Genomic DNA, 26,475 nt, shown 5'->3' on the forward strand with positions numbered 1-26,475 from the left:
GTCTCGCGGAAGGCGCGCTCCAGTTCGTCGAGCGACACTTCGCCGGGGCGCAGCGGCCGTTCCAGCGTCTGGTCGATCAGGCTGCCCTGCGTCATGGGCTTGGCCGGCGCCGCAGCCGGTGCGGCCGCTTCTGGCGCTGCGGCGGGTGCGGGCGCCGCCGCCCCTGCTGCCATCGCCGCCATGCCGCGCTCGACCATCGCCTCGAGCTCGCTGATGAGGTCGCGGTCCTCGCCTTCGGGCTCGGCCTCGTTGGCCTCGAGCTGGCCCAGGATGTCCTTGATGCGGTCGATCGTGGTCAGGATCAGCGTCACGGCCTCGCCGGTCACCGGCATGCCGTCGCGGAATTTGCCCATCAGGGTTTCGGCGGCGTGCGCCAGCGCTTCGAGCCGCGGCAGGCCCAGGAAGCCGCAGGTCCCCTTGATCGTGTGCACCAGGCGGAAGATGTTATCGAGGATCTTGGCGTTGTTCGGCTCCTGCTCGAACCGCACCAATTGATTGTCGACGGTATCCAGGCTCTCGCTGGTCTCCGTCAGGAACTCACGCAACAGATCGTCCATGAAACTGGCCTTCCAAGAGGTGGCGTTGCGATCGCAGGGCGACCGCTGATCCTGTCAGAGCGATGGTCGGTCCAGTAGTTTCACCACGACGTGCGGATCAAACCACCCGTCGCTCGGTTCGGCTCAACGGACTTTCCTTGGTGCCATCGTTAGGCGGAGCTTTTCTCCGTCCCGTTAATTTTAACGTCCGTGCAAATACGGAATTGCCGTTCGTTTCGAGAGCTGAGCTGGTCGAACCGGACCTCAAGGCACCACTTCGTCGGGCGCCATTGCAGGGCCCTCGCATTGGATCAGCGCCCTGATCTCCTTCAACGCCTTGTAGAGAGCGCCGGCCGCGACATGACGATCCACGGCCTCGGCAAGCTGCGCTGTACCCGGCATCGTCGTCCGCAATTCGTTCATGCAGGCCAGGTAGGACGCGCGATGACGGATCGCGTCGTTCTTCAGATACATGGTCTGGATGCAGAAATACAGGCGCTTTGCCGGCGTATCAGCTGTTTCAGCGGTGACCGTGTCGCGCTCACGAAGAATTGGCGCATCGCCTTCGACGATGAATCGCGCACGCGTGTTCGAGTTGATGATCACGCTGTCGCCGATCACGATACGTTCGAACGGCTTCAGTTCGACCCGCAGGGGCATGGCCCAGATCTCCTCTCGGGAGTCTCCTTTCGGGAGCGGCATCGCCGGCGGGCTGCGTTCTCGTCGAAACGACGCTGCCCTTGCGCGCAATTCTCGCGCTTGCTCGCGGAATCCGTCGACGTCGAACCAGACCGGTGTTAGTCCCGGACATTCGAGCCGAAAGCGGCGGGGCCAGCCCCGCCGCCTCCGTTGATGATGGTGCCGCTGCGCCTTAGCGCAGGAGCTGCAGCACGCTCGCCTGCGACTGGTTGGCGAGCGACAGCGCGGACACCGCGATCGACTGGCGGGTCGACAGCGCCTGGCTGTTGGCCGCTTCCTCGTTGGTGTCGGCCAAGGTCAGGTTCGACGAGCCGGTCTGCAGCACGTTGATCAGGTTCTTGTTGAAGTCCTGACGGACCTGCACGACCGACAGGTTCGAACCCAGCGTCGACGCCTCGTTGCGCAGCGTGGAGCTCGCCGAGTTGAGCACGCCGATCACCTTGTTCGCCGAGTTGTTGTCGAGGAAGTCGGTGCCCGAGGTGAGGCTCGCCAGGCCGAGACCGGCCGAGTTGAACGTCACGCCGGTGATCGACAGCGTCGACTTGCCGGTTTCGTTGAAGGTCAGCTTCAGCGTATCGCCGTTCAGCAGGTTGATGCCGTTGAACGAGGCGTCCGCCGCGGTCGTGTTGATCTGCGCCAGCACGTTGTTGTACTGAGAGACCAGGCTCGCCCGCTGCGTCTGGGCGGTCGTATCAGCCACCGGAGCCGCAGCCGTCAGACCGTTGAAGGCCTGGCTGGACGCTGCCGCGGTGCCACCGATCGTGCCGATCGTGGCGGAGGCCGCGTCGTTCGTGGTGGTGATGCTGATCTTGCCGGTCGACGAGTCGACGGTCGCCTGCAGGTTGTTCGTGGCAAGCTTCGCGTTGAGATCGTTCAACGAGTTGACCTGCCCTGTTCCCAGGCCGAAGGTGATACTCGTCGCCGTCCCACCTCCTGTGGCACCGATCGTCAATGTCTGCCCCGAGAGGCCGTCGCCGACCGCGCTGAGACCGAGCTTGGCCAAGGTGCCGCTGCTGCCTGAAAGCGTCAGTCCTGCCGCTGGCGGCGTCAGGGTGATCGCGCCCGCGGTGATCGACGCGGTCACGCCGGTCGCCGTCTGGATCGCCGACAGCAGGTTGGTCACGCTGTCGCCGATGCCGATGCTGGTGCCCGACGAGGACGTGCCGGTGACGAAGCTGAAGGTGGTGCCGTTGACGACCAGCGTCTCACCGGAGGTGATGCCGGTGGCCAGGTTGTTCGAGGCGGTGCCCGCCGTACCCGACAGTTTGGTCGAGCCGGTGATCGCCACCGCAGTCGAGGTGTTGTCGTTCAGCACGGCCGTACCGGTAGCAGCGGTCGAGCTCGCTCCGATCAGGCTGGTCGCCGTACCGCCGGTGAGAGCGGCAGAGGTCACGCTCGACTTGGTGGAGTAGCCCACCGCGCTCTGCAGAACCTGGTTGGCGATCGACTTGGCGCTGTCGACGAGCTTCTGCAGCGAGGTGATGCCGGTGTTGGCAGACTGCAGCACCTGCACGCCGTTGCCGATGCCGTCGAGCAGATTGGAGATGTCGGAAGCGCGGTTGTCGAGACCCTGCGCGGTGAAGAAGTTGGTCGGATTGTCGAGAGCCGAGTTGACCTTCTTGCCCGTGGAGAGGTTGTTCTGGGTGGTGGCGAGGAGTTGAGCCGTCGACTGCAGCGAGAGCAGATTCTGGCGGACCGACGCCGAGAGTACGATACCTGACATTGTCATTCCCTTCTGGATGAACAAGAGTAGTGATCGCCGAACCGTTCTGTCGGCGACGGGGCAGACTGGTCCTCGGAATCCTACCCGTTCGTTAAATTGAGTTCTGAACGGCCGTGCAGCGGTCTCGCGGCCGTCGTTAATCCTAATCGGCCGCTAATCAATTCGAACAAATGTGCTGATATCGGCCGCATTTCACCTGTTTTTGTCAGGTGACGGCGACCACGACCATCGCCACCGTGCCATCGCGCGGACGCGCATTGTTCGTCGTTAGGGCGTTGCTAACGATGAGCGCCGTGGCCCGTGCGCTCATCCGGATCGGACGCCATCCGCGGCAGAGCGATCTCGACGCTCGCAGCCGGGCCGCGCGGCTCCCGGAGCGTGAGACGGCCATTCGAGCGCCTGACGAAATCCTCGACCATCCGGATGTCGTGAAACATGGGATCGTGGCGCGCCGCGCCTTCTTCAGATGCCGAGGCCCGCAACACGATCAGGACATCGCGATCCTGACCCTCGCGGTCGGCGAGGCCATCTGCTGCGAGCGATCCGGCACGCGCCGCCGCGATGTCGATCTTGCCACCGGTGCTCATGCCGTTGCGCGCGGTGATCGCGAGGCACAGCAAGGCCGCCATCAGTTGGCCCGGATCGACGAAGACGGCCGGCACATCCTCCGCCACCGACGTCGTGACCTCGACGTCCGTGCCGAGCGTCGGCCGAAGCAGTCGTCCGACGTCGGTCAGCAGTTCGGACAACTCGACCATGCATGGACGCGGCGGGCGCCCTCGCGCAAACGACAGCAGCTGCGACGTCAATCGTGCTCCGCGCGTCGCAGCCTCGTCGATCAGACGCGCCACCGCCGCGAGCTCGGGTCTGTCTTCGACGGCTTCGGCGAGAATGTCGATGGTACCGGTAATCACCGTGAGAATGTTGTTGAAGTCATGCAGAAGGCCGCCGGCGACCTGGCCGACGATCGCCAGTCCCGGATTGACGTCCTGCATGTCCGGCTCTGGGGATTCTGCACTCTCGCCTGATGACGAATGGTCGGCCACTTGATGATGGGGAAGCGCCATGAGTCCTAAGCTACCTGTTGAGGGAAACGGCGGTATTGCCGGGACAACGCATACGGGCGGACGCCGCTACGCTGTTCAGCTTCGTCATGACGCTCAACGTCATCGCTGACCATTGCTTGGCTGACCATTGACTGGCTGACCATTGACTGGCTGACCACTGATCGCGCTCCAGCTGGATGCATCATCAGCCTGAAGACCTCGCTCCGGCAACGACGACCAGATCGTCACCACCGAAAGCAGGAGGCGGGCCGAAGCCTTCTATCCGATACAGAGTATGCACCCCGACGGAGAAGGATCCGTCAACGAATCAGCGCGCTTGTTAGCGATTTTGGCCTCAAGACGTCGGCTGTCAATCGCGGCCGCAGACCGCTGCGCCATGGCGCGCATCCGAGCGGCGACATTCGAAGCCTGCGAGAGAGCTGCAAGAGATTGCGATGAGTCCGCACGCCGAACGGCTCACGTGCAGAGCGACCTGGCATCAGCGCCGATGAGGCGATGCGCGGCCTGTATACAGGCTGCGCTCAAGCGAAATCGCCCGGTGGGGGAGGCGCGACGGTGGATGGGTCGGCGCCACTCGTGCGCACGTCTGCACGACAACGAGCACAGCACGAGCCAATGACGACGACTGGGAATCTTACCTGGTTATTTTTCTTGTCAGCGGGCCGGACGCAGTTCTATGGAACCATGAGTGCATTGAGCTCCGAGAGGCTTCCGATACTGCAATGCAGGAGATGGCATTGGACCCTGGCTTGCGTTCTCCGAACGGCTTCCTGTCGTCGCTGGCCGACGATGATTTCGAACTGATCCGCCCCTATCTGCGGACCGTCGATCTGGTGCAGGACTCGGTGCTCGCCGAATTCGGGGAGAAGCTCGCGCGCATCTACTTCCCTCATCGCGGCGTCATCTCTCTGGTCGTGAACCTGGCGCGGGGAGAACGCGTGCAGGTTGCCATGATCGGCCGGGACAGTTTCTTCGGCAGCATGTCGCTGCTGGCCGGCGGCGATCCCGTGGTGATCAACAGCGCCGCCGTGCTCGTGCCTGGCGCCGCCTCGGTCATCGACATCGAACGGGTGCGGACGGCCGCCGAGCAGAGCCCGACCTTCCGCGCACTGATGCTGCGGCACGCGCTCGCCATCTATGTTCAGAGCCAGCAGACCGCCGGCTGCAATGCGGCTCACACGGTGGAGTCCCGGCTCGCTCGCTGCCTGCTGCAGACGCATGACCTGTCGGGCGGTAACAAGCTCTACATCACCCAGGAATCGCTGGCTCAGATGATCGGCGCGCGGCGCAACAGCGTGTCGCTGGTGGCGAGCACCCTGCAACAGGCGGACTTCATCCACTACAGCCGCGGCCACATCGAGATCATCGACCTGGAGGGGCTGAAGAAAACGGCCTGCGAATGCTACGGCGCGGTCAAGGCACAATACGAAAAGCTGGTGCGTCCCCGCAGCCTGCCGTGAGCTGCCCGGTCTGCGAACAGCCAAGATCCGGGCCCTCATGGGGCGCTCGTCGGTTGCGGTTCGCCGTTCGGACACGGTTCCGTACAACTACGGCCCATGGCATGATCAGTCCCCTCCGCCCGCACGGAATTAACGCGCTGTTCAACGGGCGCTGATAATTGTCGACGTGCTGACGAGCGCGAGTTCCAAGAAGCGTCGAATAATGTTCGTGCTGATCTATCTCGCCCGTGTTCGGCTTTTGGCGAAACGCGCGGAGTAATGACATGGCCTTTGATCTGTCGATGCCGATCCTGGTGGTCGATGACTACGCCACTATGATTCGGATCATCCGCAACCTGCTGAAGCAGCTCGGTTTCGAGAACGTCGACGACGCCAGCGATGGATCGGCCGCGCTCTCCAAGATGCAGGCGAAGAAGTATGGTCTCGTGATTTCCGACTGGAACATGGAGCCGATGACCGGCTACGATCTGCTGCGCGAGGTGCGCGCCAGCCCGGAGCTGTCGAAGACGCCGTTCATCATGATCACGGCCGAATCCAAGACCGAGAACGTCATCGCCGCCAAGAAGGCTGGCGTGAGCAACTACATCGTCAAGCCGTTCAACGCAGCGACCCTCAAGACCAAGATGGAAGCCGTGTTCGGCCCCGCCGATTGAGCGCCATTTTCGGGCGCGTTGCGTGTAACGGCCGGACCGGGGTCCGGCCGTTGCGTCGTGCGCGGCCGGCACCCACCTGGGCGGCCGCCGGGACGGCGGCGCTCCGTCACCGGCCCCTCGCTTCCGTAGTTGTACGGAAACCAAAATTTACGAGGGGGTCAGAGCCGATCGCTAGACAAGACCCTGCTTGCCGATGACCGCGCCGGGCTGGCAACGGGACAGGGATTTCATGCGCAACGACCTCCTCGTGATCGAAGATGACCACGTGCATCTATCCATCGTACCGCAGGCCCCGGCCGGCTTCGGCGAGGCCGCCTCTCACGCCAGAGCGGCGGGCTGGTAGCGGCCAATGAGCAACAAGAAACGCTTCCTGGGAGCGCCTGCCGCGATCGCGCTCGTCCTCATTTGCGTGATCGCCGGCAGCAACCTGTTCTTCCTCGGCAACCTGCGCGAAAACGCGCTTCAGCATGCCGAGGAGGACCTCGGCCGCCACAGCCTCACACTGGCCGAGAACGCCGATCGCTCGTTGAAATCCGTCGACCTCATCCTCTCGAGCGTCCGCGACTATCTTGCGCGGGGCGGCGCCTTCGACGAGGACGCCTATCGCAAGATCGCCTCCGACCGCCAGACCCATCTGCTGCTCAAGGAAAAGATCGCGGGCCTGCCGCAGATCGATGCGGTGACGCTGATCGACAGCCGCGGCAAGCTCCTGAATTTCTCACGCTATTGGCCGATCCCCGACGTCAACATCGCCGACCGCGACTACTACAAGGCGCTCAAGGCCGACCCGACGATGAAGACCTATGTCAGCACGCCGGTTCAGAACCGCGGCGACGGCACCTGGAACATCTATTTCGCCCGACGGCTCGACGATTCGAATGGCGACTTCATGGGCATGATGCTCGGCGCCATGTCCGTGCCCTATCTGGAGAACTTCTTCGGCTCGACCTCGCTGGGGCTGGAGGCGGCCGTGTCGCTGATCCGCGAGGACGGCATGCTGCTCGCGCATTTCCCGCCCACCAGCGAGATCGGCAAGCCGACTTCGGGCTTCGGACAGCGCGCGCTGTCGGCGGGCGGCGTCCTGCGCGAGCTTTCCGGCCGAACCGGCGAGATGCGGTTGCGGGCGGCAAAGATGCTGCCGAACTATCCTGCGATGATCGTCGTCTCGGTGCCCGAACAGCATGTGCTGAAGGCCTGGCGCGCGATGGCGACGCTGCTGGTCATCACGTCGCTGATGAGCGCGATCGCGGTGCTCGCAGCCGCGGTCCTGATCTCGCGCTGGTGGGAACGCCACGAGCACCTGATCGAGGCGGCCGAGGCCGCCAATGCCGCGAAGTCGACCTTCGTCGCCATGATGAGCCACGAGATCCGCACGCCCATGAATGCGGTGCTCGGCCTCGCCACCACGCTGCTCGAGACCAATCTCGATCCGGAACAGCGCCGTTCGGTGGTCGCGATCCACAACGCCGGCGACAATCTGCTCGAAATCCTCAACGACATTCTCGACTTCTCCAAGCTCGAATCCGGCCAGCTGTCGCTGGAGGACATCGCGTTCTCCGCGGAAGCCCTGGTCCACAACACGCTGAGCATCATCGGGCCGCGGGCCTCGGCCAAGGATCTGAAACTGCGCAATGTCGGCGATCCGACCGTCCCGCCCGCGCTGGTCGGTGACGCCGGCCGCATCCGGCAGATCCTGCTCAACCTCGTCTCCAACGCGGTCAAGTTCACATCGTCGGGCGAAATCGTCGTCACGACGCGCTGCATCCGCAAGGATGACGAGAAGGCGACCGTGGAATGGTCGGTGACCGACACCGGCATCGGCATCGCGGCCGACAAGATCGGCTCGCTGTTCGCGAACTTCGTGCAGGCCGACAACTCGATCAGCCGCCGCTTCGGCGGCTCGGGGCTCGGGCTTGCGATCTGCAAGCGCCTCACCGAACAGATGGGCGGCGAGATCAAGGTCACTTCGGCGCTGGGCAGCGGCTCGACCTTCTCCTTCCACCTGACGCTGCCGATCGCCGAGACCGTCGCGGTGCCCGAGCAGAACGACGACAGCATCTACGCCTCGCTGCAGAGCCGGATCGCGGCGTACGGCCGGCCCCTGCGTGTGCTGGTGGTCGACGACAATCCGACCAACCGCCTCGTCGCGACCAAGATGCTCAAGGATTTCGATATCCAGACCGATACCGCCTGCGACGGCACCGAGGCCGTCACGGCCGCCAGCCGCTTCAACTACGACCTGATCCTGATGGATGTCCGGATGCCGGAAATGGACGGCTTCCAGGCGACGCGGACGATCCGCGCGCGCGGCGAACGCCGCTCCAACGTGCCGATCATCGCCTTTACCGCGAATGCCTTCATGGAAGACATCCGCGCCTGCCGCGAGGCGGGAATGGACGACTTCGTCGTCAAGCCAGCACGCAAGAAGGCGCTCGTGGAAGCCATCCTGCGCGTGCTGCCCGCCCCGACGCCGATCGTGGAGACCGTAGCATCCGACGTCGCCCCACTGGTTCCGGCTGCACAGGACGCCAGGCCGGCCGCCATCTCCGCGGAGGCGGAGGTGGCTCTCGAGCCGGCGCTCGATCGCGAAGCCTATGCGGAACTGGTCGGCGAGATCGGAGATGATGCGGCGCAGGAGATCCGCGATGTGTTCTTCAGCGAGACCGACGCGCGGCTGAAGCTGTTCCGCAAACTGTCGCTCGACGGCGAGCGCATCAAGATCGGCCGCGAGGCGCATTCGCTCAAGAGCGCGGCCGGGACCTTCGGCTACAGGCGGCTCGCGACCCATGCGCTGGCGCTGGAAAAGAGCGCGCCCCGGCTGTCGGCCGAAGAGTATTCCGAACTGCTCGACAACATCGATGCGGCCTACACGGCGGCCCGGGCCCAGGAACTGCAATACTGAAGCGCGCGCGACCGGCATGCCGCTCGTCGCTGAGTGACGACGGCCGCTGCCGGTGGCACGGCATCGCTGCCTGCCGCCGCCCACTCAGCCCCGACAGCATCGGTCCGAGAAGGCAAACGAGACGTTCACGGCAGGGATCCGCAGAATGCGATTTTCGTATTCCCTTACAATGGGTTGACGCCGTACTTCTACGGCTCACGATTTTCACGATCAACTAATCATGAGCTGCGACACTCCGGACACATAGGAGATGTGTCCCATGTTTACGTTTGAAACCGCCGACCAGAAGGAAGTCAGGCGTTTCCGAATTGCGCAGTTCAACGGCCGGACCGCGACCGTGAAATCCGGCGGAGCGACGATCACCGGTCACGTGCGTTCAGTCATGGAAAAGGAAGCGAGCGTACCGCCGCGTTGGACGATCACCATCGTACCGACGCCGCCCAAGGCCCAGGCGCCGCTGCGGCCGGCCTCCCGTGTCCGTCCGTTCGCGGAGGACTACTTCTGACCGTTCGTCGGCGGGCGTCACCATCCGTCGTCCGACGGATCGGATGAGGCGCCTGGACAGCGCGGCCTCATGCTCACACCCCAGACCCGAAAGCGCGAGCACGGCATGCGCGCATCGCGGATCATCCGATCTGGTTGAGAAGTGTGGCGCGCACCAGCTCGGCGGTGTTGCGCGCGCCCAGCTTGCGCATGGCCTCGGCCCGATGGCTCTCGAACGTGCGGGGGCTGATGCCCATGCGCAAGGCGCCTTCCTTGTTGGAATGGCCTTCGCTGATCAGCTTGAGAACCTCTCGTTCGCGCGGCGTGAGCAACTTGGCGGCACGGCCGGAGCGCACCGGCTCCTGCTCGCCAACCGCAGCCGCCTGCGACAACGAACCCATCTGTCCCTTCGCCCCGGAGATCCTGCTCACGAGAGCACAGACGCGCTCGGTCTGCAGCAGCGCGTTGTCCACCACGATCTGGACGTGGCGGCGCTCGCCGGAGCTCCTGGCGATCTCATCGCTGCGCTGCTTGATCTCGCCCATGTAGAGCATCAGCGCCGTGAGCGACCCGTTGAGCTGACGTGCGAGGGCCAGCATGTCCTGATCCTCGGCTGCGAGCCCGCTGTCGCGGACCCCTGCGAGGTCATGGTCGTTAACCTTCGCGTCGGCCGCGATGGATCCGGCGCGATCGTCCGAAAGGCTGTTGCCGAGCTGTGCCATGCCCCAGGATGGCGCAGCCCGGGGTTCAACATGGTTAATATTGGAACCCGTAACAATACGGGATATTCCTGTAACTCGCTCAAGAGTCGACGATTTCTCTTACAAGTTGAATATCCCGAGTATTGATCTCGTCCAGAGAGGTGCCGCGCCGGTGCGCCGAGACCACAGGCCCGGCTGCACGAGCGACTTCATCGCGCATTGCTAGGATTGTTTACCGATATTAATTCGGTACCAACTGTTTCGTGGTTCGATGCGGCGGTTCTCGTCCCCGAGACGAGCCGTTGAGACCTCGAGCTGACAGCCAGACACGACAATGGGCCCCGTCGACCGGATCTGGGAATTCCTGCAGCGGTTGTCGCCGTTGACGCGGAGCTGTCTGCTCAGCGAGCTCGAACGGCTGGAGCTGAGCGGGGTCGACATGCCCGGTTCGTCCGACCTGCAGGCCCTGCTGCGCGCCGAAATCCGCAAGGACGGCGCCAGCGGCAACCGGACGATCAATCCGTCGCGCCATTTCTTCATGCCGGTCGAGCAGCTCCTCGTCGACGGCTCGCCCGAGCACGCCAATGACGGCCGCATTGCCCGCGGCTCGCTGACGCCGATCTGGGAATGGATTTCGCGCGATCTGTTGCCGACCATGGCCCGCGACTACAACGCGCAGATGAAGGATCTGATCGCCGCGGACAAGCAGCGCGAGATTCGCCAGGCGGCAAGCGCTTTCCAGACCAAGGTGACGAAGTCCCTGGAAGGCGTCCTGTCCCGTGCCGACGGCATCGAGCAGGTCCGCGGCAAGCTCAAGGCCTATACGGCATCTCCGTCCGTGTTCGACGACGTCGTCAAGCTGATGAAGGCGTTGCGCGCCCGCGACGAACTGGCGAAGTTCGCCGACTCGCTGCCCGACCGGATCGCGGAGTTCGACGACCCGCAGGTCAAGAAGATGGTGCTGCTGCTCGACGGCCTCCGCAAGAAGCAGCCGGAGGCCATCCCCTTTGCATTGACGCACGTCGCCAAGCGACTGAAGGAGCCGTGGCAGGTGATGCGTCTCGCAACCAAGGCCGCACGAACCAAGAACGTCGCCGACGTCATGTCGACGCCCTACGCCATGACCGTGCCCATGGTGCTCGACCAGTTGGAGGACAAGCGGCTCGCTCTCCGGGTCGCATTGAAGAACAACCGCGTCGTGACCGCCAAGGAGATCCTGACCGGCATCTACGACATCGAATATGCGATCCAGGTCCGCATCGACCGGATCGAAGAGTCGGAATGGGGCAATCGCCTGAACGCGATCATGACCAGTACGGCAAAGATGGTCCAGGCCGAGATCAAGCGCTTCCCCGACGAAGTCGGCCACGTGCTCGGCTCCAACCGGCTGCGCAGCCATCGCTCGCTCAGCGATCGCCTCAGCTACATCGCCTGGAAAGGCCGCGACGCCATCAAGACGGCGTTGCGCTCAGCCACCGGCTAACAGCGGCGCCCTTCGGGTGCAGGCCTCCGCTCACGCGGACGATGTCCCATCGTTCGATTCGCGGTCGTGAATTTACAGCGCCGGCCATACCGCCGATGATGCGATCGTATCTCGATCGATGGAACGACGGAGGCTGACGTGAGAGCGAGCAGGATGGTGCTTGTTGCACTGGCGATGGCGTGCGCCGCGCTGGTCAGTTCGGACGGAGGCGCACAGAGTGCGGCCGACTCACCGGCCCGGGTCGCGACGGCGGACGATACCGTGCTGCTGACCGTCTTCCTGAAACACGATCAATCGCGGCCGCTCGGCGAACTGAACGCGCAGCTCGAGCGTCAGGGCTTCTACAAGGCGTTTCCGCCGGCCGGCATCGAGGTGGTGAGCTGGTACGTGATGATGGGGATCGGTCAGGTCGTGACGCTGCGCCTGCCCGCGTCGCGCCTGCGCGAGGTCAACCGCATCTTCGAAAGCACGGCCTGGGGGCCGTACCGTACCGAATTCTATCCGACCTATGACTACAAGGCCGTCGGGCTGGCCAATCACGACAAGGCCATGCAGTAGGCCGGCGACACTCACCCCCGCGCCATGCGCTCGCGGGCCGATTTGAACCCGGCCACGAAGCGCGCCAGCGTATCCGAGGTCTTGCCACGCGGCAGCATCACCTCGATCAGCGAGAACTGGCCACGCCGCTGCACGGCGCGCTCCAGCGCGGCCACCAGCGCGGCGCGGGTGCTGACGCGCTCCCCGGCGCCGCCGATGGAGTTGGCGACGTCGGCGTAGTGCCAGTCGTCGAGATCGTTGAAACGCGACTCCGGCTGAAACACCCGCAGCATCTCCCAGCTGCAATTGTTGAACACCACGACGATCGGATCGAGGCCGTAGCGGCGGCAGTTCCCGAGCTCCCAGCCGGTCATCTGGAACGCGCCGTCGCCGACCAGGATCAGCGGCCGCAGGCCGGTCGCAGCCACTCCGATGCCGGCCGGCACGCCGAACCCCATGCCGGCATAGTAGCCCGGCGCCGCCAGCGCCGTGTTGTCGATCTCCATCGCGGTGAACAGGCAGTCGCCGATATCGGACGTCATCGGCATCCGGCCGTGACGGTCGAACATGTCGTTGATCGCGGTCGCGATGTCCGAAGGTGCGATCGGCTCGCCATCGGCGGCGAGGCCGCGTGGATAGACAGAACGCTGCCGCGGCAAGCCCGCAGCGGCCGTCCGCGGCGCCGCACGCGCCTCCAGCGCATCGATGAGATCGCCGAGCGGCATGTCGCGATAGGCATGGTGGCCGATCTGCACCTCGCGGCTGGCCGCCAGGATCATGCGCCGCGGATCCGGCGCCCGGTTTGACAGCGCGAAATTGGTATCCGAGAGAATGACGCCGAGCATCAGCACGAGATCGGCGTCCTCGACCAGTTGCGTGATCGCGGGATTGCCGGCCGCCCCAAGATAGGTGCCGGCGACGACGTCGTCGGCCTTGTCGAGCAGGCCGCGCCCCATGAAGGTCGTGACCAGCGGCAGCCCGAGCTTGCGTGCCAGCGCGGCGATCCTGTCCTCGACGCCGTAGCGGCGGATTTCGACGTCGACGACGATCACCGGACGCTCCGCGCGCGCGATGCGGCCGAGGATCTCGTCGACGCATTCGTCGAGCGCCTCGCGATCGGCACGCCGCGGCGGCAGCGGCACCACCGGCTCGACCTCGGCATCGACCATGTCGCGCGGGAATTCGAGATAGACCGGCAGCGACATTTCCTTGGCGCTGCGCAGCACGCGGGCAATCTGGGCCGGCGCGGTCGCGGGATCGCTGAGCACGGCCTGATCGCAGGTGATCTCCTTGAACACCGCGAGCTGGGTGTCGACGGTGCGGGCCTGGTGATGCAGCAGGAAGCCGGACACCCGCTCGCGCGCGCCGGGCGCGCCGGCGATCACCACGACCGGCGAGCGCTCGGCATAGGCGCCGGCCACCGCATTGACGATATTGAAGGCGCCGGCGCCATAGGTGACGACGGCGACGCCGAGGCCGCCATGATAGCGGGCGGCGGCATCGGCCGCGAAGCCGACCGCCGGCTCATGGCTTAGCGTGACGTTCGGCAGGATCTTGCTGTCCTCGATGACCTTGTACAGCGGCAGCACGAAGTCACCGGGAATGCCGAAGATCTCGCGGGCACCGTGGTCCTTCAGAGCGGCAAGCAGCACATGGGCAAGAGCGGGCATCCGAAACCCTCTGAGGGAAGCGTGGCGTTGCGCCGGTGCTACACGATGAGGGAGATACTGCCAAATCACGAAGCTCCTCGGAGAATTCCGGCTGCCGGCGCCCGGCCGTCCCGGGCGCCGCGGCATGGATATCGGTACATCAATCGTGGGACAGCAGCACGGCGTGGACGGATGCAGGGGCCGGCTCGGCGGCGTGCGGCACCGCAACCGCCACGGCGAACAGGATGACGGCCGCCATCATCATGCCAAGCTTCATCATGACAGTCCTGCGGTCCGTGATCGGCAGAAACAGAAAGAACAGGAGCGCCGCCGCCAGCACCAGATCGAGAATGTAGGACATGGTTACCTCCTCCGTTGGCGAGGAGAATGCGCCATCCCAGGCCTCCGGGACTGTGTCCGCGATCACGGAGCACGCCCGGCGGCAGCGGACATCGCGCGATGCCTTCGTCGGTGTCGCTTCGTCGGTGTCGCGCTGGTCCATCGCGGATAGACATCAGCGAATCGGACGCAAGCGGGAGTAGCCCCGAACGAAAAGAGACCATGCCGGGAGTTCTGATCTTTCATGGCCAGGAAGCGCGCACTCATCACCGGGGTCACGGGTCAGGACGGTGCCTATCTCGCCGAATTGTTGCTCAGCAAGGGCTACGAGGTCCACGGCATCAAGCGGCGTTCATCGCTGTTCAACACCGATCGCATCGACCACCTCTATCTCGATCCGCACGAGCCTGATCCGCCGTTCCGCCTGCACTATGGCGACCTCACGGACTCGTCCAGCCTGATCCGCATCGTCGGTGAGGTCCGTCCGCACGAGATCTACAATCTTGCCGCCCAGAGCCATGTGGCCGTGTCGTTCGAGGAGCCGGAGTACACCGCCAATGCCGACGCGCTCGGACCGTTGCGGCTGCTCGAAGCCATTCGCATCGTCGGGCTCGAGAGGGACACCCGGTTCTATCAGGCCTCGACGTCTGAGCTCTATGGGCTGGTCCAGGAATTCCCGCAGCGGGAGACCACTCCCTTCTACCCGCGCTCGCCCTATGCCGTGGCCAAGCTCTACGCCTACTGGATCACGGTGAACTATCGCGAGGCGTACGGCCTCTACGCCTGCAACGGCATCCTGTTCAACCACGAGTCACCCGTCAGAGGCGAGACCTTCGTCACCCGCAAGATCACGCGCGCGCTGGCCAGGATCCACCTCGGTCTGCAGGACCATCTCTACCTCGGCAACCTCGATGCGCTGCGCGATTGGGGCCACGCGCGCGATTATGTCGAGATGCAGTGGATGATGCTGCAGCAGGCCGAGGCCGAGGACTACGTCATTGCCACCGGCGTGCAGCACTCAGTACGCGATTTCGTCAATCTCGCGGCTGCCGAAATCGGTCTCACGCTGGCGTGGAAGGGCCGTGGCGCCGACGAGAAGGGTTATGATACCGCGACCGGCAAATGTCTCGTCTCGATCGACCCGCGCTACTTCCGGCCCACCGAGGTCGCCACCCTGCTCGGCGATCCTTCCAAGGCCAAGCGGAAGCTCGGCTGGGTGCCGCAAACGACGTTCGAGGAGCTGGTGCGCGAAATGATCCGAGAGGATCTCGAAGCTGCCAAGCGCGACGAGCTGATCAAGCAGCACGGCTTCCGCTATTTCGCCCGCCACGAATGAGCAGGCACCCGCCGGGAAGACCTGCGATCTTGCTGCGACCGTGCTTCACGCATCGAACAGCGCGGCCTCGGTGAATGCGAGGTCGCCGAGACGCGGCGGGTGCGGACCCTTGACGTATTTCCGGCCGCGCTCGTCCGAGTACCAGCCGACGAGGCCTGTCATCGGCCCGTTTGCATCGAGTCGTGCCAGGACGCCGCCGCGACGGAGCAGGAAACGCCCGATGTTGCCTGCGAGCCGGGCGACGTCGGCCATGTCGCGGCAATACAGCAGACGGTAGACCGGCAGGACACGCTTGACGCGGTGCTTCTGAAACACGAACGGATGGGCCGCGTCCGCCTCGCGCGCGACCACGCTCAGGCAGCCCCAATCGGCATGCTGCCGCAGCAGATCAGCTTCGTAGGAAGATAGTCCGTCGGTCTCGCTCTCGGCGTATTCGCTGACCGTCGCGCCGGCCAGAGGCCGGGACAGGACCGGCGCGGCGTAGATCTGACCTTTGCAATAGACCGAAAATCCCTGGGCTTCGACCTGCGGCCAGGTATGCGGCGCCGGCGTGATGTTGAAATAGGTCACGGTCTTGTTGCGCGTCGCCGCGCGGACCAGCATCGAGCTGAAGGCACGGAAGGCCGGCTCGACATACCAGCTCGAAACGTTGGCCCTGACGATCGTCGCGCCGTCACCGGCTCGCACGTTCGAGAACAGCAGCAGGATGACGCCGACCGGAATGCCGCCATGATCGAGACAATAGCCGAAGGCCGGAAAGCCGGCCGGCCGCGGCCGCTCCGCATGGCGCCGGAGCCCGCGCAGCCAGTAGGCTTCGCTGCGAAAGTCAAATCCGCGCGTCAGCAGCGCAGCGACGGCCACGAGGTCCGCTGGCGTGATTTCGCGAATGCGCACGCCGGTGGCGGCCTGCGCAGGCCGTTCGGTCACTACCTCAGCCTTCTTGATCGGCTGCATTCCACATCACCCAAGGGAGGCCCCGCGCGCGCCGCCTGACAAATCCGTCGTGACTGCAATTATCGTAAAATGGTCGGGTGGCAGTGAACCACGTCGTGCCGGCCTTACTTTTCAGTTAACGAAATGTACGAGACCCGCGTTGGTGCGTCACCGTCTTGCGATGACGTCACGGTCTCGGCACGCGAAACATGTAGGTCTCGTCGGCCGCGAGTCCGTCGACGAAGAAGCGGCCCGGCGTCACGTCGATGCGACGCTGCAGGCCATCCCATCCCCAGACCTCCAGGCTGCGCGCCCACGCCGGCAACTCGATCTCGACGGCCCTGCCCGGCCACTCGGTCCAGCCGGCGATGTTCTGCCAGACGATCAGGTCGGCATCCGCTCCGCTCAACGTGTACAGCGCGAGCCGCCGGTCGATCGACACGATCCTCATGTGGCCGGCAAGCTGCAGCACCGTCTTCATCACGAGACTGCGCGCCTCCGGCACCCATGGGCTCTTGCCGGCCGCCATGGCATAGGCGAGGCCATCGACATCAGGCGTGTCGCCGAGATTCCAGGGGAAGGCCACGACCGAGACCGGCGACCGGCCATCCTTCCCGACCACGGCGAGCTGATCCCAGATCGCATTCAGAAACAATCTGGCCGCGACCTGCTCGCTCTCCCACGCGCCGGCTCGGGCGACATTGAACTCGGTGGTGTAGAAGTTGACGTTGCGGCTCAGGCCCATCGCCTGCTTGATGCGATCGAAGCAGGTCTGCACCGAGAAGGCGCGCCCCCTGGTCATCGGATACCATCGATCGTTGTAGTAGGTGTGCAGGTCGATGCCGTCGAGGCGACCGTCCGCGAGCAGGTCGGCGATCGCCGGCCCATAGCCGCGCAAGGTCGCGTCGCCATGCGAATTGCAGGTGGCGAAACCGCCGGGCACGACGCGCAGCCTGGGATCGACGCTGTGGACGCCATCGGCAAGGCCGGCCAGCGCGTCGTGATAGTCCTTGTGCGGGATCGAGGCCTGTACGTCGGGCTCGTTGATCGCGGTGAAGATCGTCGCGCCCCAGTCGGGAATGCCGTTTTCCTGGCCCCAGTCGCCGCCGGGGCGAAATCGCTTGGCCATCGCCTGCCCCGCGGCGAACCAGTCCTGATAGGACCCGATCGGCTGCGGCGGGTTCAGGGTCTGATAGCTGCCTTCATATTCGAGCAGGATCAGCGGCGTGATGCCGTTCCTGTGCGCCTCCAGCATGGCGGCGTCGAAATCGCGCGGCGTCGGCACCCGCGCGAGCGTCCGCCAGCCGTAGGAATCCATCCGGCCCATCCTGGCGCCGACGCCGTGAAGCGCCTGGTAGAGCTGGGCGCTCTTGCCGGCGAGATGTGTCACGAGATTTCCGCCGCCCATCCGCTCGCGGATCGCGACGCCGTTCACATCATCGGCAATGCCCGGCGGGGCCGAGCCAATCGTTAACAGCACTATGCTAATGAACAGCAGATTGGAACGAAGTCGCAATGTCTGGTCCCATAGATTTCCGTAATGAGTTTTGAGATCGTCCAGGTCGTACAGGAGATAAGCAACGCTGGCGGCGTGGAAACCGTCGCCATCGAGCTAGCGCGCGTTTTCGGCCGGAATGGTTTATCGAATGTCGTGCTCGCAAGCGCGGTCGCGGAGAATCTCGAACAATCGATCAGGGTCGAGCGGGTCGCGCCATGGCTCGCGCGCATCCCGACCCGCGGACTTTTCCGTCACATCGGCCGGGCGATCGTGGTGCCGCTGTTCACGCTGGCGGCGACGCGGGCGCTCGCGCGTCATCCCGACGCCGTCGTCATCAGCCATGGTGACAGCCTCAAGGGCGACATGCTGGTCGTGCACGCCGTCAACGCGCAGAGCCTGGCCGAGAAGCGCGCCGCCGGCAGCTGGCGCTGGATGCTCAATCCCATGCATCTCTGGGTCGCCTTGCGCGACCGCTTCATGATCGGCGGCCTGCGCTATCGGGCGTTCGTGGCCGTGTCCGAGCGGGTGACCGCCGAGCTGCAGCGCTTCTACCGTGTGCCGCCCGCGCGCATCCATGTCATTTCCAACGGCATCGATCTCGACCGGTTCAAACATGACGCGCCGGGCGGCCAGGCGATCCGGCATGAATTCGGCATTCCGGCCGGCGCGCGCGTGCTGCTGTTCGTCGGTCACGAATTCGGCCGCAAGGGATTGGCGCATGCGGTCGGCGCGCTGGAGAAGCTCGGCGACGACGTATGGCTGCTGGTCGTGGGCTCGGACAACGCCGCCCCCTACAGGAAGCTTGCGCGCAAGGCGCGGGATCGCCTGATCTTTGCCGGCTCGCGGTCCGACATGCCGGCGCTCTACTCGGCCGCCGATGCGTTCGTGCTGCCGACGAGCTATGAGACGTTCTCGCTGGTGTGCATGGAGGCGATGGCCTGCGCGGTGCCGGTGTTCGCGACGCCGGTCGGCGGCATCGAGGACTATCTCCACGACGGCATCAACGGCTTCCGCATCCAGATGGATGCCTCGGACATTGCAGTAAAGATCACTGCGGCCTTCGCCGATCCTGCGCTGATGCAGCGGCTCGGGGAGGGAGCGCACACGACCGCGCAAGCCTATGGCTGGGATCAGGTCGGGCTGAAATACATCGAGTTGCTCAGGCGCATCGATGCCGCCAAGCGCGAGCCGCGCCAATCGGCCGTGGCGCTGTCGGCGAAGGCTTAGGCTCTACCGGCTCGCCTGCAGTCGTTGCGGCCGAAGCGTCCTTGACGCATTCCTCGATTGGTCGGCCGCCCGGCAGGCCGCTTCGATCGCCGTTGCGACCGCATCGTAAGTGAACCGCTCGAGCGCATTCGCCCGCGCCGCCTGTGATCGCACCCGGAGTTCGGCCCGATCGGCGGTGAGATCGTCGAACAACCCGCCCAGACGTTCGGGATCCCGCTCCGGCACGATCCAGCCGCCGTCTCCGACCACATCCGGGATAGCACCGCAGGTCGATCCGATCACCGGAATGGCGCAGGCCTGCGCCTCGATGATCACCCGGCCGAACTGCTCGCGGACTGCGTTCGTGGTTCGCGTCAGCAGCAGCAGCGCGTCGAGGCTGCGTAGGAACGCTGCGACCGCGGCGGGCGAAGCCCAGCCCTGGATATCGACGCGATCGCGCAGGCCGAGCTCCTGCGCCCGCTGGCGCAACTGCGCCTCGTGCGGGCCCTCGCCCATGATGCTCAGCGTGGCCGCCGAATTGCTGCGTGCCAGCGCCTCCAGCGCATCGTCCAGCCCCTTCTCGACCACGAGACGGCCGACATAGCCGAGCCGCAAAGGCGCGCTTGAATTCTTCGGCAGCTGCGCATCCGCCGGCGTGAAGGTCACGAGATCGACGCCATAGCCGATCGGCGTCACCGGACCTCTGTAGCCGCGCGCCTGCACGACCCGCGTCGCTTCCGGACTGCGCGACAACACATGATCGGTGCGGCCGAGGACGAATTTACGGATCGTCTCGAACGGCGGCGGCAACCGCTTCAGGATGTTCTGATCGACCTCGAGCACGACAGCCGCCCGGCCGCGCAGCAGCTGCGCCTGCAGCGCCACGATGCTCCACGGCTCTTCCCAGAGATGGATGACGTCGGGGTCGAGCTCGCGCAGCAGCCGGCGCAGCGCCGGATAGAAATGCAGATACCATTTCATCGGCCCGGCCTCGGCGAGCCGGATCGGGAGCCGATGGACGGCAAAGCTTTCGTCCGACGGCGGAGCAACGATGGTGCGGCCGAACTCCTTCCACACCTCGGGCACAACGAGATGCAGATCGACGTCGGGCCGCGACGCGAGATGGCGGTAGCGCAGCCGGCCGGCCTCGCTGCTGGTCGCCGGATGCGCAATCGAAACGATCCGCAAACGCCGGCGGCTAGACACGGCCCATCACCTTGGCTGCAGCGCCGCTCAGGCCGGTGAGATGCAGCTCCATCGCAGCGAAGCTGCGATGCGCGCCATTCATGGTGTTGCGGGGGATCGAGAATGCATCCTGGCCAGTGTTGACCAGACCCTTGCGCGTGGTCGCAGCACTGGCAAATCCCGCCTGCCGCGCCAGTGCAAAGTCACGCGGGCCGCAATCGGCCGCCCGTCCATACGGAAAGGCGAAGTGCTGGACATCGAGCCCGAGCCGCTGGTTCAGACGGAGCCGCGCGTCAGCCAGCTCATGCAGCGCAGCTCCGGGCGACAACGACGAGATACGTGCATGCGACACGGTGTGCGCACCGATCTCGACCAGCGGATCAGGCGCCAGCGCTTCGAGCATCTCCCAGGAGATCGCATGCTTCCAATGCATCGCGTCGATATCGATGTCGTTGGCCGCGCAGAAAGAAGCGTAGCAGCCGGCCGCCTGCGGACCATCCCACCGGGATGCGATCTGCGCAAAAACCGCGCGGCGTTGCTCCAGGCTCGTCAATGCGACCGTCTCGCCATCGACCGCGATCTGATCCCTGTGCAGCAGCGCATCTTCCAGGCCCGCCGCCCACAATGGCAGTGTGCCGTCGGGGATGCCCGTGGTCACGAACAGCGTCACCGGCAGATCGTGCTTGCGGAACACCGGCACCAGCAGTTCGAACGTGTCGCGATAGCAATCATCGATCGAGAAATTCACGTAGCGGCCGGACGGCTGGCCGCTCGTCGTCCGGCGCAGGGCCTCGCTGATGGTCACGACATCCCAACCCTGGTCGAGGATATAACCGAGAAACCGATCGAGAAAATCGGCGTCGACATAGAAGTCGCGGTTCGGCAGACGCTCCCACAGCTCGGCCGGCGCCGTGCGATGAAACGTCAGACAGCATCCGCGCGGACCGAGCACGCGGTCGGCGGCCTTGGCGAATGGCAGGACGAATGCACTGGAGGCCATCATGGCCTTGGCTGCAGCGACGGCCAACAGGGTCAACTCAGCTCTCCCTTCATGTTGAACGTGCGACGGACCTGCCGCAGCGCCGTGCCGACGAAGGCCGGCAGCAGAATCCCGATCGCAAAGGCCAGGCAGAGCAGATAGGCCATCCCGCCCGCAAACAGCCGCGGGAGCAGGCCCGGCACCGAGCTCTGGATCATAAGGCCGAGCATGGCCATCAGCGCCGCCGGCAGCAGGGCCAGACCGATCACGAACAGCAGCTTGCGCGCGTCGCCGAGCACGACGACCACGCCGAACAGCAGCACGGCGCTGCGGATCGCCTCGCCGATCCCGAGCAGTTGCATGCCGGCCGCCGGCGATGGATCGAACAGCGGGATCAGCAGATTGAAGCCCATGTTGGCGAGATAGGCCGATACGATGATCAGCGCCGCGACGCCGTTGCGGCCGGCACCGTTGAGAAGGCGGATCAGAATCCAGCCGAGCGTCGCGGCCCAGACGCCGCAGGCGATGCCTTTCAAGGCATGCGACGTCAGCAGCAGCGCCTCATCGCCGAACGCGCCACGGAAATAGATCAGACGGACGATATCCGTCGAGAACACCAGCAGGAACGCGGAGGCCGGCAGGGTCAAGGCCAGCAGCGGCCGCAACAGTGCCTCGGTCTGGGCGCGCGGATCGCTCGGGGCGTGCTGCGACAGCACGGCCATGCCGAGCGGCTGGCTGATCAGGAGCAGCGCGCTTTCCGTCAGCGACCGTGCGTAGTCAAGCGAGGCGACGGCGCCCGTGGTCAGCCGTGACGCGGTGAAGCGCTCGATCCAGACATTGCCCTGCTCGGCCAGCGGCAAGGCGAGCAGCACGCGCAGCCGACGGAAGAATTCGATGCCCTTGTCGGCCACCATGCGGGCGGTCAGACCGGAGAAGCTCAGCTCGCCCTCGCGCCATAGCGACAACAGGCCCCAGGCGGCAAGGCCGTTGAAGGCAACGGTGAAGGCGCAGGCGAGCATGTAGGCATCGCCGGTCAGCACCAGCAGGCCGATGCCGCCGATCACCGCGACGTTCAGCAGGCTGGCGCGGACATTGGTCAGCCGCGTCCGTCCGAGCGCGATCTCGCCGGCGGCCAGCACGTTGAGCACCGCCGAGGCCGGCATGCCCAGCGCCATCATGCGCACGAAATGCAAGGTGAGCTCGCGCCCCTCGGCCGAGAAGCCGCCGACGACGGCGTTCACCCAGATCTCGCCGAGCAGCAGGATGATCGCGGTCACGAGCAGCGACACCAGGCCGATCACGATCGTCAGCGCGCCCAGGCTGCGCGCCGCATCCGACCGTTGCAGCGCCTCGCGATGCATCGGGATCATGATCGCCGGCACGCTCTCGTTCTGCAGGAACGCGAGCGGAATGAGCACGGCCGCCATGGCGCCACGGAAGCCGTCGGCGATGAGCGAGGCGCCGAGCACATGCGCCATCAGTACTTCGCGCCCGAAGCCAAGCATCTTGCTGGCGAGTGCGCCGCTGATCAGAAGGGCGCTGAAGCGCCGGAGGGAAGGTCCGGAGGCGCTCATGCCGCATCCTCCAGGCGGGACAAGCTTCCCGTCCGCTCGGTCGGCGCAGATGTGAGGATCGTGCTCACACCGCCGCTCCCGCGCGAACATTGCGGATCAACAGTCCGATCGATTCCAGCATACGCCCGAGGCTGTAATGCGCGCGTGCGCGACGCGACGCATAGGCGAGCTGCGGCTCCAGGATCGCAGGCTCGGTCAGGACGGCGTCCAGCGCTTCCGCCAGGGCGCGTGCGTCACCGGGCGGCACGAGCATGCCGGCGCGGCCGTGCTCCAGAATGTCCGGTGCAGCGCCCGCATCCGTCGCGATCACGGGCACCCTGGCCAGCATCGCTTCCACCAAAGTCCGGCCGAACGGCTCCGGATCGATCGAAGGATGAACCATCACGTCCACCGCCTGCATCAGCAGCGGCACGTCGCCGCGATGGCCGAGGAAGTGAACGCGATCGCCGAGGCCGAGATCGGCGACCTGCCGTCGCAGCTCAGCCGCATAGTCCTGCTCGCCGAACAGCGCATCGCCGACGATGAGGCCGTGGACATTCGGCAATCGGGCCAGTGCCTCGATCAGGACGTGCTGTCCCTTCCACTGCGCGAGCCGGCTGAACACGCCGACCAACGCTCCCGGCGGCAAGCCGAGACGCTGCCGCAGTTCGTGCCGTGACATCGGCACCGGCTCGACGGCGAGGCCATTGGGCACGACTTCGATGAGCGAGCGCCGGCCGCCGGCATCGATGAAGGCCGCAGCCGCCGCTTCGGACGGAACGATCACCTTCGCCGCGAAGCGGTTGGCGAGAAACACCTGCGTCCGGCGCTGCAGCGCGCCGAAATGGGCCGGGCTGATGATATCGTGCAGATGCCAGATCAGCGGCTTGCGCGCGAAGAGGTTGGCGACCGCGGCCAGCACGAAGGCCTTCTGCGAATTGGCGTAGACGACGTCGTGCCGGCGCGCGACGCGCGCCAGTTCGACGGTGATCGCGGCCAGGCCACCGGCCAGCGGCAAGGCCTTGAGCCACGAGCTGTCACGGCGGAACTGCGACAGGCCAAGGCCCCAGCGCGAGGTGATCACGGACAAGCCGCGCTCGGCCAGCGCCTTGGCGAGCGGCCCCTGCTCGAACAGGAAGGCCGATGAATCATTGCGGCCCTGCACGACGTCGAGCAGGATCAGTTCGGCGCCGCCGATCTGTCCGGTGTGATCAACGAACAGAACGCGTTCGCGCGGCATCATCCGGCCTCGGCATAGACTGCGACGGTCTGCACATGCCCCACGCTCGTGGAGCGCGGCTCGGCCTCGGCCATGGTGACGACGATGCCGACGCCGGCCGCTCCGAGCGACCTGCTCTTGTTCACCGTGGCAACCGCCGGCTCGATCAGCGAGCGATCACTGCGCACGCAGACGATCGCCCAGTCGATGCCTGCCAGGAAATCGTCCCTCGCCGGCAGCGGCGTATCGACCAGGATGACGTCGTAGTCACCGAGGCCGGAGAGCAGCGTATCGAGATTGATCGCTTCGAGAATGTCGCCGACCGAGCCGGTCGCTTCGCCGATCGGCAGTACGTCCAGATGCGGATGCTCGGTGGTCAGCACTTCCTCACGCGGCAACGCGCCGTGTTCGAGCGCACGCAGCCATCCTCGGTCGGGCGGCAGCGCCATCACCTGCGCGAACGCCGGATGCGCGAGATCGCACTCGACGAGCAGCACGCGAGATCCCGCGGCTGTGAGATGCTCGGCGAGCGCGCAGAGGGTCGCCGTCTTACCGTCGCCCGACTCTGGCGAGGTCACGGCGATGCGCTGTGGCCGCGCGGCCCGATCGAGTCCGAGTTCCTGAACGAGATCGTGCAGCGTATGCTGGAATTCACCGTCCTCCGACGCGAGGCGCAACAACTGGGGAATCGCGAGCGGCTGATGGCCCTGCAGGATGGCGCCGAGCGCCGACATCTGCCGCAGCGTCTTCAACCGCGGCAGGCAGGCGAGAATCGAGACATCCGCGACGCTGGGCAGATGAGATCTGCGTTCGGGCGGTGCCGGCGGTTCGTCCGACACGGTTGGCTGTTCCGCCTGTTCCGGCAGATCGGGAACGCTCGCCGGCGCATCATCGATGTCGGGCGCAATCTCGTCACGGACGGCCGGGGCCACGACCGGCGGCGGCGCCGGCTGCGGAGGACCGAACGTGGCGGACGGTTTGATCGCGGGCGAACCGAACTGATCAGCCAGCAGCGCAGCGCCGACGCCGAAGATGATCGCGAGCGTCACGCCGGCGGCGAGGAACGGAATCTTCTTCGGGAAGAACGGCCGGCTCGGCAGTTCGGCGAGGCTGACGAGACGCGTGCTGCCGCGCAGGACGCGCCGCTCGGTCTCGAGGTCGCTCGCCTTCTTGTAGAGCTCGGCGTATTGCTGGCGCTTGATCTCGGTGTCGCGCACCATGCTTTCGATCGACGCCTCGTCCAAGGTGGCCGAGCCGGCCTCGGCCTTGGCGGTGTCCATCTGCTTCTTGAGCGAATTCACCAATGCCGTGTTGGCGTCGAAGGTCTTCTGCGCGCTCGCCGCGATCGACTGCATCTCGTCGACCAGCCGCTGCTGGATGATCGTCTGCTCGCGCGTCAGCGCCAGGATCGAGGGATGTTTCGGCCCGAGCACGCCGGCCGCGCTGGCGAGCTGCGCGCTGACCATCGTCAGCTGCTGTTTGAGGTCGGCGATGGTGCGGCTCTGCAGCACCGAGGGCGCGTCGGTCGGCCCGCGCTCCTGCTCGGACTTGATCTCCTGCAGCCGCGCCGCGGCGTCGGCGCGCGCGGCCTCCGCCTGCGACAATTGCTGGCCGATGCTGGTCAGCCGCTCCGACGAGATCGGCGCATTGGCGCCGCGCATCAGGCCCTTGGTGCGGCGGAACTTCTGGATCTTGTCGTCGGCCTCGCGCAGCTGCTGGTCGAGCTGTTTCAATTCCTGCCACAGCCAGGAGCTCGCGACCTCGCGGCTGTTGGCGCCTTCGGTGCGCTGGTCTTCGAGGAAGGTCTGCGTCAGCGCATTGGCCAGCGTTTGCGCCGCCTCCGGACTGCTCGACTGATAGGAGATGTTGATGACGCGCGAGCGGCCCGCGGAGGCGACGCTGAAGCGGCCTTCGACATGATCGATGAACGCGCCGACATCGGTCTTGAGGCGCTGGCACGCCTCCGCCGAACCAAGCAGACGGCCGCGCTCGCATTCGCCGACCACGGCGTCCACGACGCCCGGTGACGACATGATCTGCCGCAACAGGCGCGGCGAGCGGATCACCAGCAGCTGGCTTTCCATGTCGGCGGGATCACCGATCTTCTGCGCCCACGCCGCCGACGTGTTGGCGCCGGGTTCCTGCTCGGCGATGATGACGGAGGCCGTGGCGAGATAGCGCACCGGCAGCACGACAAACGCGATGACGGCGAGCGCGAGCACAGCACCGGCCACGATGGCGAACACGCCGCGGCGGCGCCAGATTCGGGCGACGGCGTCAAAGCCGGACAAGGCCTCGTTGAAGACCGCCTGCCTCATGATCAGCACTCACACC

At 65.5% G+C, this 26,475-nt stretch carries 23 protein-coding genes; 9 read left to right on the forward strand and 14 right to left on the reverse strand.

Features of this window, described 5'->3' with window-relative positions; genetic code table 11:
* The 4 genes from ACQR1B_RS13535 to ACQR1B_RS13550 form a co-directional block, all read right to left on the reverse strand.
* On the reverse strand, positions 1–557 hold a 557-nt coding region (locus tag ACQR1B_RS13535; RefSeq protein ID WP_434875130.1), incomplete at its 3' end, for an Hpt domain-containing protein.
* Between the two features lie 243 nt (positions 558–800).
* Positions 801–1,196: a flagellar biosynthesis repressor FlbT gene (gene flbT / locus ACQR1B_RS13540; RefSeq protein ID WP_434832904.1), complete on the reverse strand. Its 396-nt coding sequence runs from the start codon at positions 1,194–1,196 to the stop codon at positions 801–803.
* A 211-nt stretch (positions 1,197–1,407) separates the two neighbouring features.
* Complete coding sequence (locus ACQR1B_RS13545; protein WP_434832905.1) at positions 1,408–2,958, reverse strand: flagellin; 1,551 nt, start codon at positions 2,956–2,958, stop codon at positions 1,408–1,410.
* A gap of 278 nt (positions 2,959–3,236) precedes the next feature.
* Positions 3,237–4,025 carry a histidine kinase dimerization/phospho-acceptor domain-containing protein gene (locus ACQR1B_RS13550; RefSeq protein WP_434832906.1) on the reverse strand — a complete coding sequence of 263 codons (789 nt, stop codon included), beginning with the start codon at positions 4,023–4,025 and terminating at the stop codon, positions 3,237–3,239.
* Between the two features lie 737 nt (positions 4,026–4,762).
* On the opposite strand from ACQR1B_RS13550, the gene ACQR1B_RS13555 reads away from it, so the two are divergent.
* The 5 genes from ACQR1B_RS13555 to ACQR1B_RS13575 all read left to right on the forward strand — a co-directional run bounded on the left by ACQR1B_RS13555 (position 4,763) and on the right by ACQR1B_RS13575 (position 9,545).
* Positions 4,763–5,485: a Crp/Fnr family transcriptional regulator gene (locus ACQR1B_RS13555; RefSeq protein WP_434833126.1), complete on the forward strand. Its 723-nt coding sequence runs from the start codon at positions 4,763–4,765 to the stop codon at positions 5,483–5,485.
* A 263-nt stretch (positions 5,486–5,748) separates the two neighbouring features.
* Entirely contained in the window at positions 5,749–6,138 is a 390-nt protein-coding gene (locus tag ACQR1B_RS13560) for a response regulator (protein ID WP_434832907.1), read from the forward strand.
* A gap of 187 nt (positions 6,139–6,325) precedes the next feature.
* Positions 6,326–6,481 (forward strand): hypothetical protein, encoded by a 156-nt coding sequence (locus ACQR1B_RS13565; RefSeq protein WP_434871319.1) that lies wholly within the window; start codon positions 6,326–6,328, stop codon positions 6,479–6,481.
* A 6-nt stretch (positions 6,482–6,487) separates the two neighbouring features.
* Complete coding sequence (locus ACQR1B_RS13570) at positions 6,488–9,040, forward strand: ATP-binding protein (RefSeq protein WP_434832908.1); 2,553 nt, start codon at positions 6,488–6,490, stop codon at positions 9,038–9,040.
* A gap of 259 nt (positions 9,041–9,299) precedes the next feature.
* Entirely contained in the window at positions 9,300–9,545 is a 246-nt protein-coding gene (locus ACQR1B_RS13575) for a hypothetical protein (protein WP_012030458.1), read from the forward strand.
* A gap of 121 nt (positions 9,546–9,666) precedes the next feature.
* Here the strand turns inward: ACQR1B_RS13575 and ACQR1B_RS13580 are convergent, their stop codons facing one another.
* Complete coding sequence (locus tag ACQR1B_RS13580; protein WP_434832909.1) at positions 9,667–10,245, reverse strand: response regulator transcription factor; 579 nt, start codon at positions 10,243–10,245, stop codon at positions 9,667–9,669.
* Positions 10,246–10,558: 313 nt separating this feature from the next.
* On the opposite strand from ACQR1B_RS13580, the gene ACQR1B_RS13585 reads away from it, so the two are divergent.
* Positions 10,559–11,707 (forward strand): hypothetical protein, encoded by a 1,149-nt coding sequence (locus ACQR1B_RS13585; RefSeq protein WP_434832910.1) that lies wholly within the window; start codon positions 10,559–10,561, stop codon positions 11,705–11,707.
* 153 nt (positions 11,708–11,860) lie between these two features.
* The gene (locus ACQR1B_RS13590; protein WP_434832911.1) at positions 11,861–12,265 is read left to right on the forward strand and encodes a hypothetical protein; all 405 of its coding nucleotides are present in this window, start codon (positions 11,861–11,863) and stop codon (positions 12,263–12,265) included.
* Positions 12,266–12,276: 11 nt separating this feature from the next.
* Here ACQR1B_RS13590 and ipdC read toward each other — a convergent pair whose 3' ends face one another.
* Positions 12,277–13,914 (reverse strand): indolepyruvate/phenylpyruvate decarboxylase, encoded by a 1,638-nt coding sequence (gene ipdC, locus ACQR1B_RS13595; protein ID WP_434832912.1) that lies wholly within the window; start codon positions 13,912–13,914, stop codon positions 12,277–12,279.
* A 139-nt stretch (positions 13,915–14,053) separates the two neighbouring features.
* Positions 14,054–14,254 carry a hypothetical protein gene (locus ACQR1B_RS13600; RefSeq protein ID WP_434832913.1) on the reverse strand — a complete coding sequence of 67 codons (201 nt, stop codon included), beginning with the start codon at positions 14,252–14,254 and terminating at the stop codon, positions 14,054–14,056.
* A gap of 222 nt (positions 14,255–14,476) precedes the next feature.
* On the opposite strand from ACQR1B_RS13600, the gene gmd reads away from it, so the two are divergent.
* Positions 14,477–15,568, forward strand: coding sequence for a GDP-mannose 4,6-dehydratase (gene gmd, locus ACQR1B_RS13605; RefSeq protein ID WP_434832914.1), 1,092 nt, complete (start codon positions 14,477–14,479; stop codon positions 15,566–15,568).
* Between the two features lie 45 nt (positions 15,569–15,613).
* Here gmd and ACQR1B_RS13610 read toward each other — a convergent pair whose 3' ends face one another.
* Positions 15,614–16,522, reverse strand: a complete 909-nt coding sequence (locus tag ACQR1B_RS13610) for an acyl-CoA acyltransferase (protein WP_434832915.1) — start codon at positions 16,520–16,522, stop codon at positions 15,614–15,616.
* Positions 16,523–16,688: 166 nt separating this feature from the next.
* Positions 16,689–17,909: a hypothetical protein gene (locus tag ACQR1B_RS13615; RefSeq protein WP_434833127.1), complete on the reverse strand. Its 1,221-nt coding sequence runs from the start codon at positions 17,907–17,909 to the stop codon at positions 16,689–16,691.
* Positions 17,910–18,041: 132 nt separating this feature from the next.
* Here ACQR1B_RS13615 and ACQR1B_RS13620 point away from each other — a divergent pair, with 132 nt between their 5' ends.
* Entirely contained in the window at positions 18,042–19,226 is a 1,185-nt protein-coding gene (locus ACQR1B_RS13620; protein ID WP_434832916.1) for a glycosyltransferase family 4 protein, read from the forward strand.
* A 3-nt stretch (positions 19,227–19,229) separates the two neighbouring features.
* On the opposite strand, the gene ACQR1B_RS13625 is transcribed toward ACQR1B_RS13620, so the two are convergent.
* From ACQR1B_RS13625 to ACQR1B_RS13645, 5 genes are all read right to left on the reverse strand, one after another.
* Entirely contained in the window at positions 19,230–20,411 is a 1,182-nt protein-coding gene (locus ACQR1B_RS13625) for a glycosyltransferase (protein ID WP_434832917.1), read from the reverse strand.
* Positions 20,404–21,426, reverse strand: a complete 1,023-nt coding sequence (locus ACQR1B_RS13630; protein ID WP_434832918.1) for a polysaccharide deacetylase family protein — start codon at positions 21,424–21,426, stop codon at positions 20,404–20,406. The genes ACQR1B_RS13625 and ACQR1B_RS13630 overlap by 8 nt, the downstream gene beginning before the upstream one ends.
* A complete protein-coding gene (locus ACQR1B_RS13635) occupies positions 21,423–22,943 on the reverse strand; it encodes a lipid II flippase MurJ (RefSeq protein ID WP_434832919.1) in 1,521 nt (506 codons plus the stop codon). Before ACQR1B_RS13635 ends, ACQR1B_RS13630 begins: the two co-directional genes overlap by 4 nt.
* A 64-nt stretch (positions 22,944–23,007) precedes the next feature.
* A complete protein-coding gene (locus ACQR1B_RS13640; protein WP_434832920.1) occupies positions 23,008–24,165 on the reverse strand; it encodes a glycosyltransferase family 4 protein in 1,158 nt (385 codons plus the stop codon).
* Positions 24,162–26,459 (reverse strand): exopolysaccharide transport family protein, encoded by a 2,298-nt coding sequence (locus tag ACQR1B_RS13645; RefSeq protein ID WP_434832921.1) that lies wholly within the window; start codon positions 26,457–26,459, stop codon positions 24,162–24,164. Before ACQR1B_RS13645 ends, ACQR1B_RS13640 begins: the two co-directional genes overlap by 4 nt.
* Positions 26,460–26,475: the final 16 nt, after the last annotated feature.

The sequence above is a fragment of the Bradyrhizobium oligotrophicum genome, assembly GCF_051168495.1.
GTDB classification, from domain to species: Bacteria; Pseudomonadota; Alphaproteobacteria; order Rhizobiales; family Xanthobacteraceae; genus Bradyrhizobium; species Bradyrhizobium oligotrophicum_A.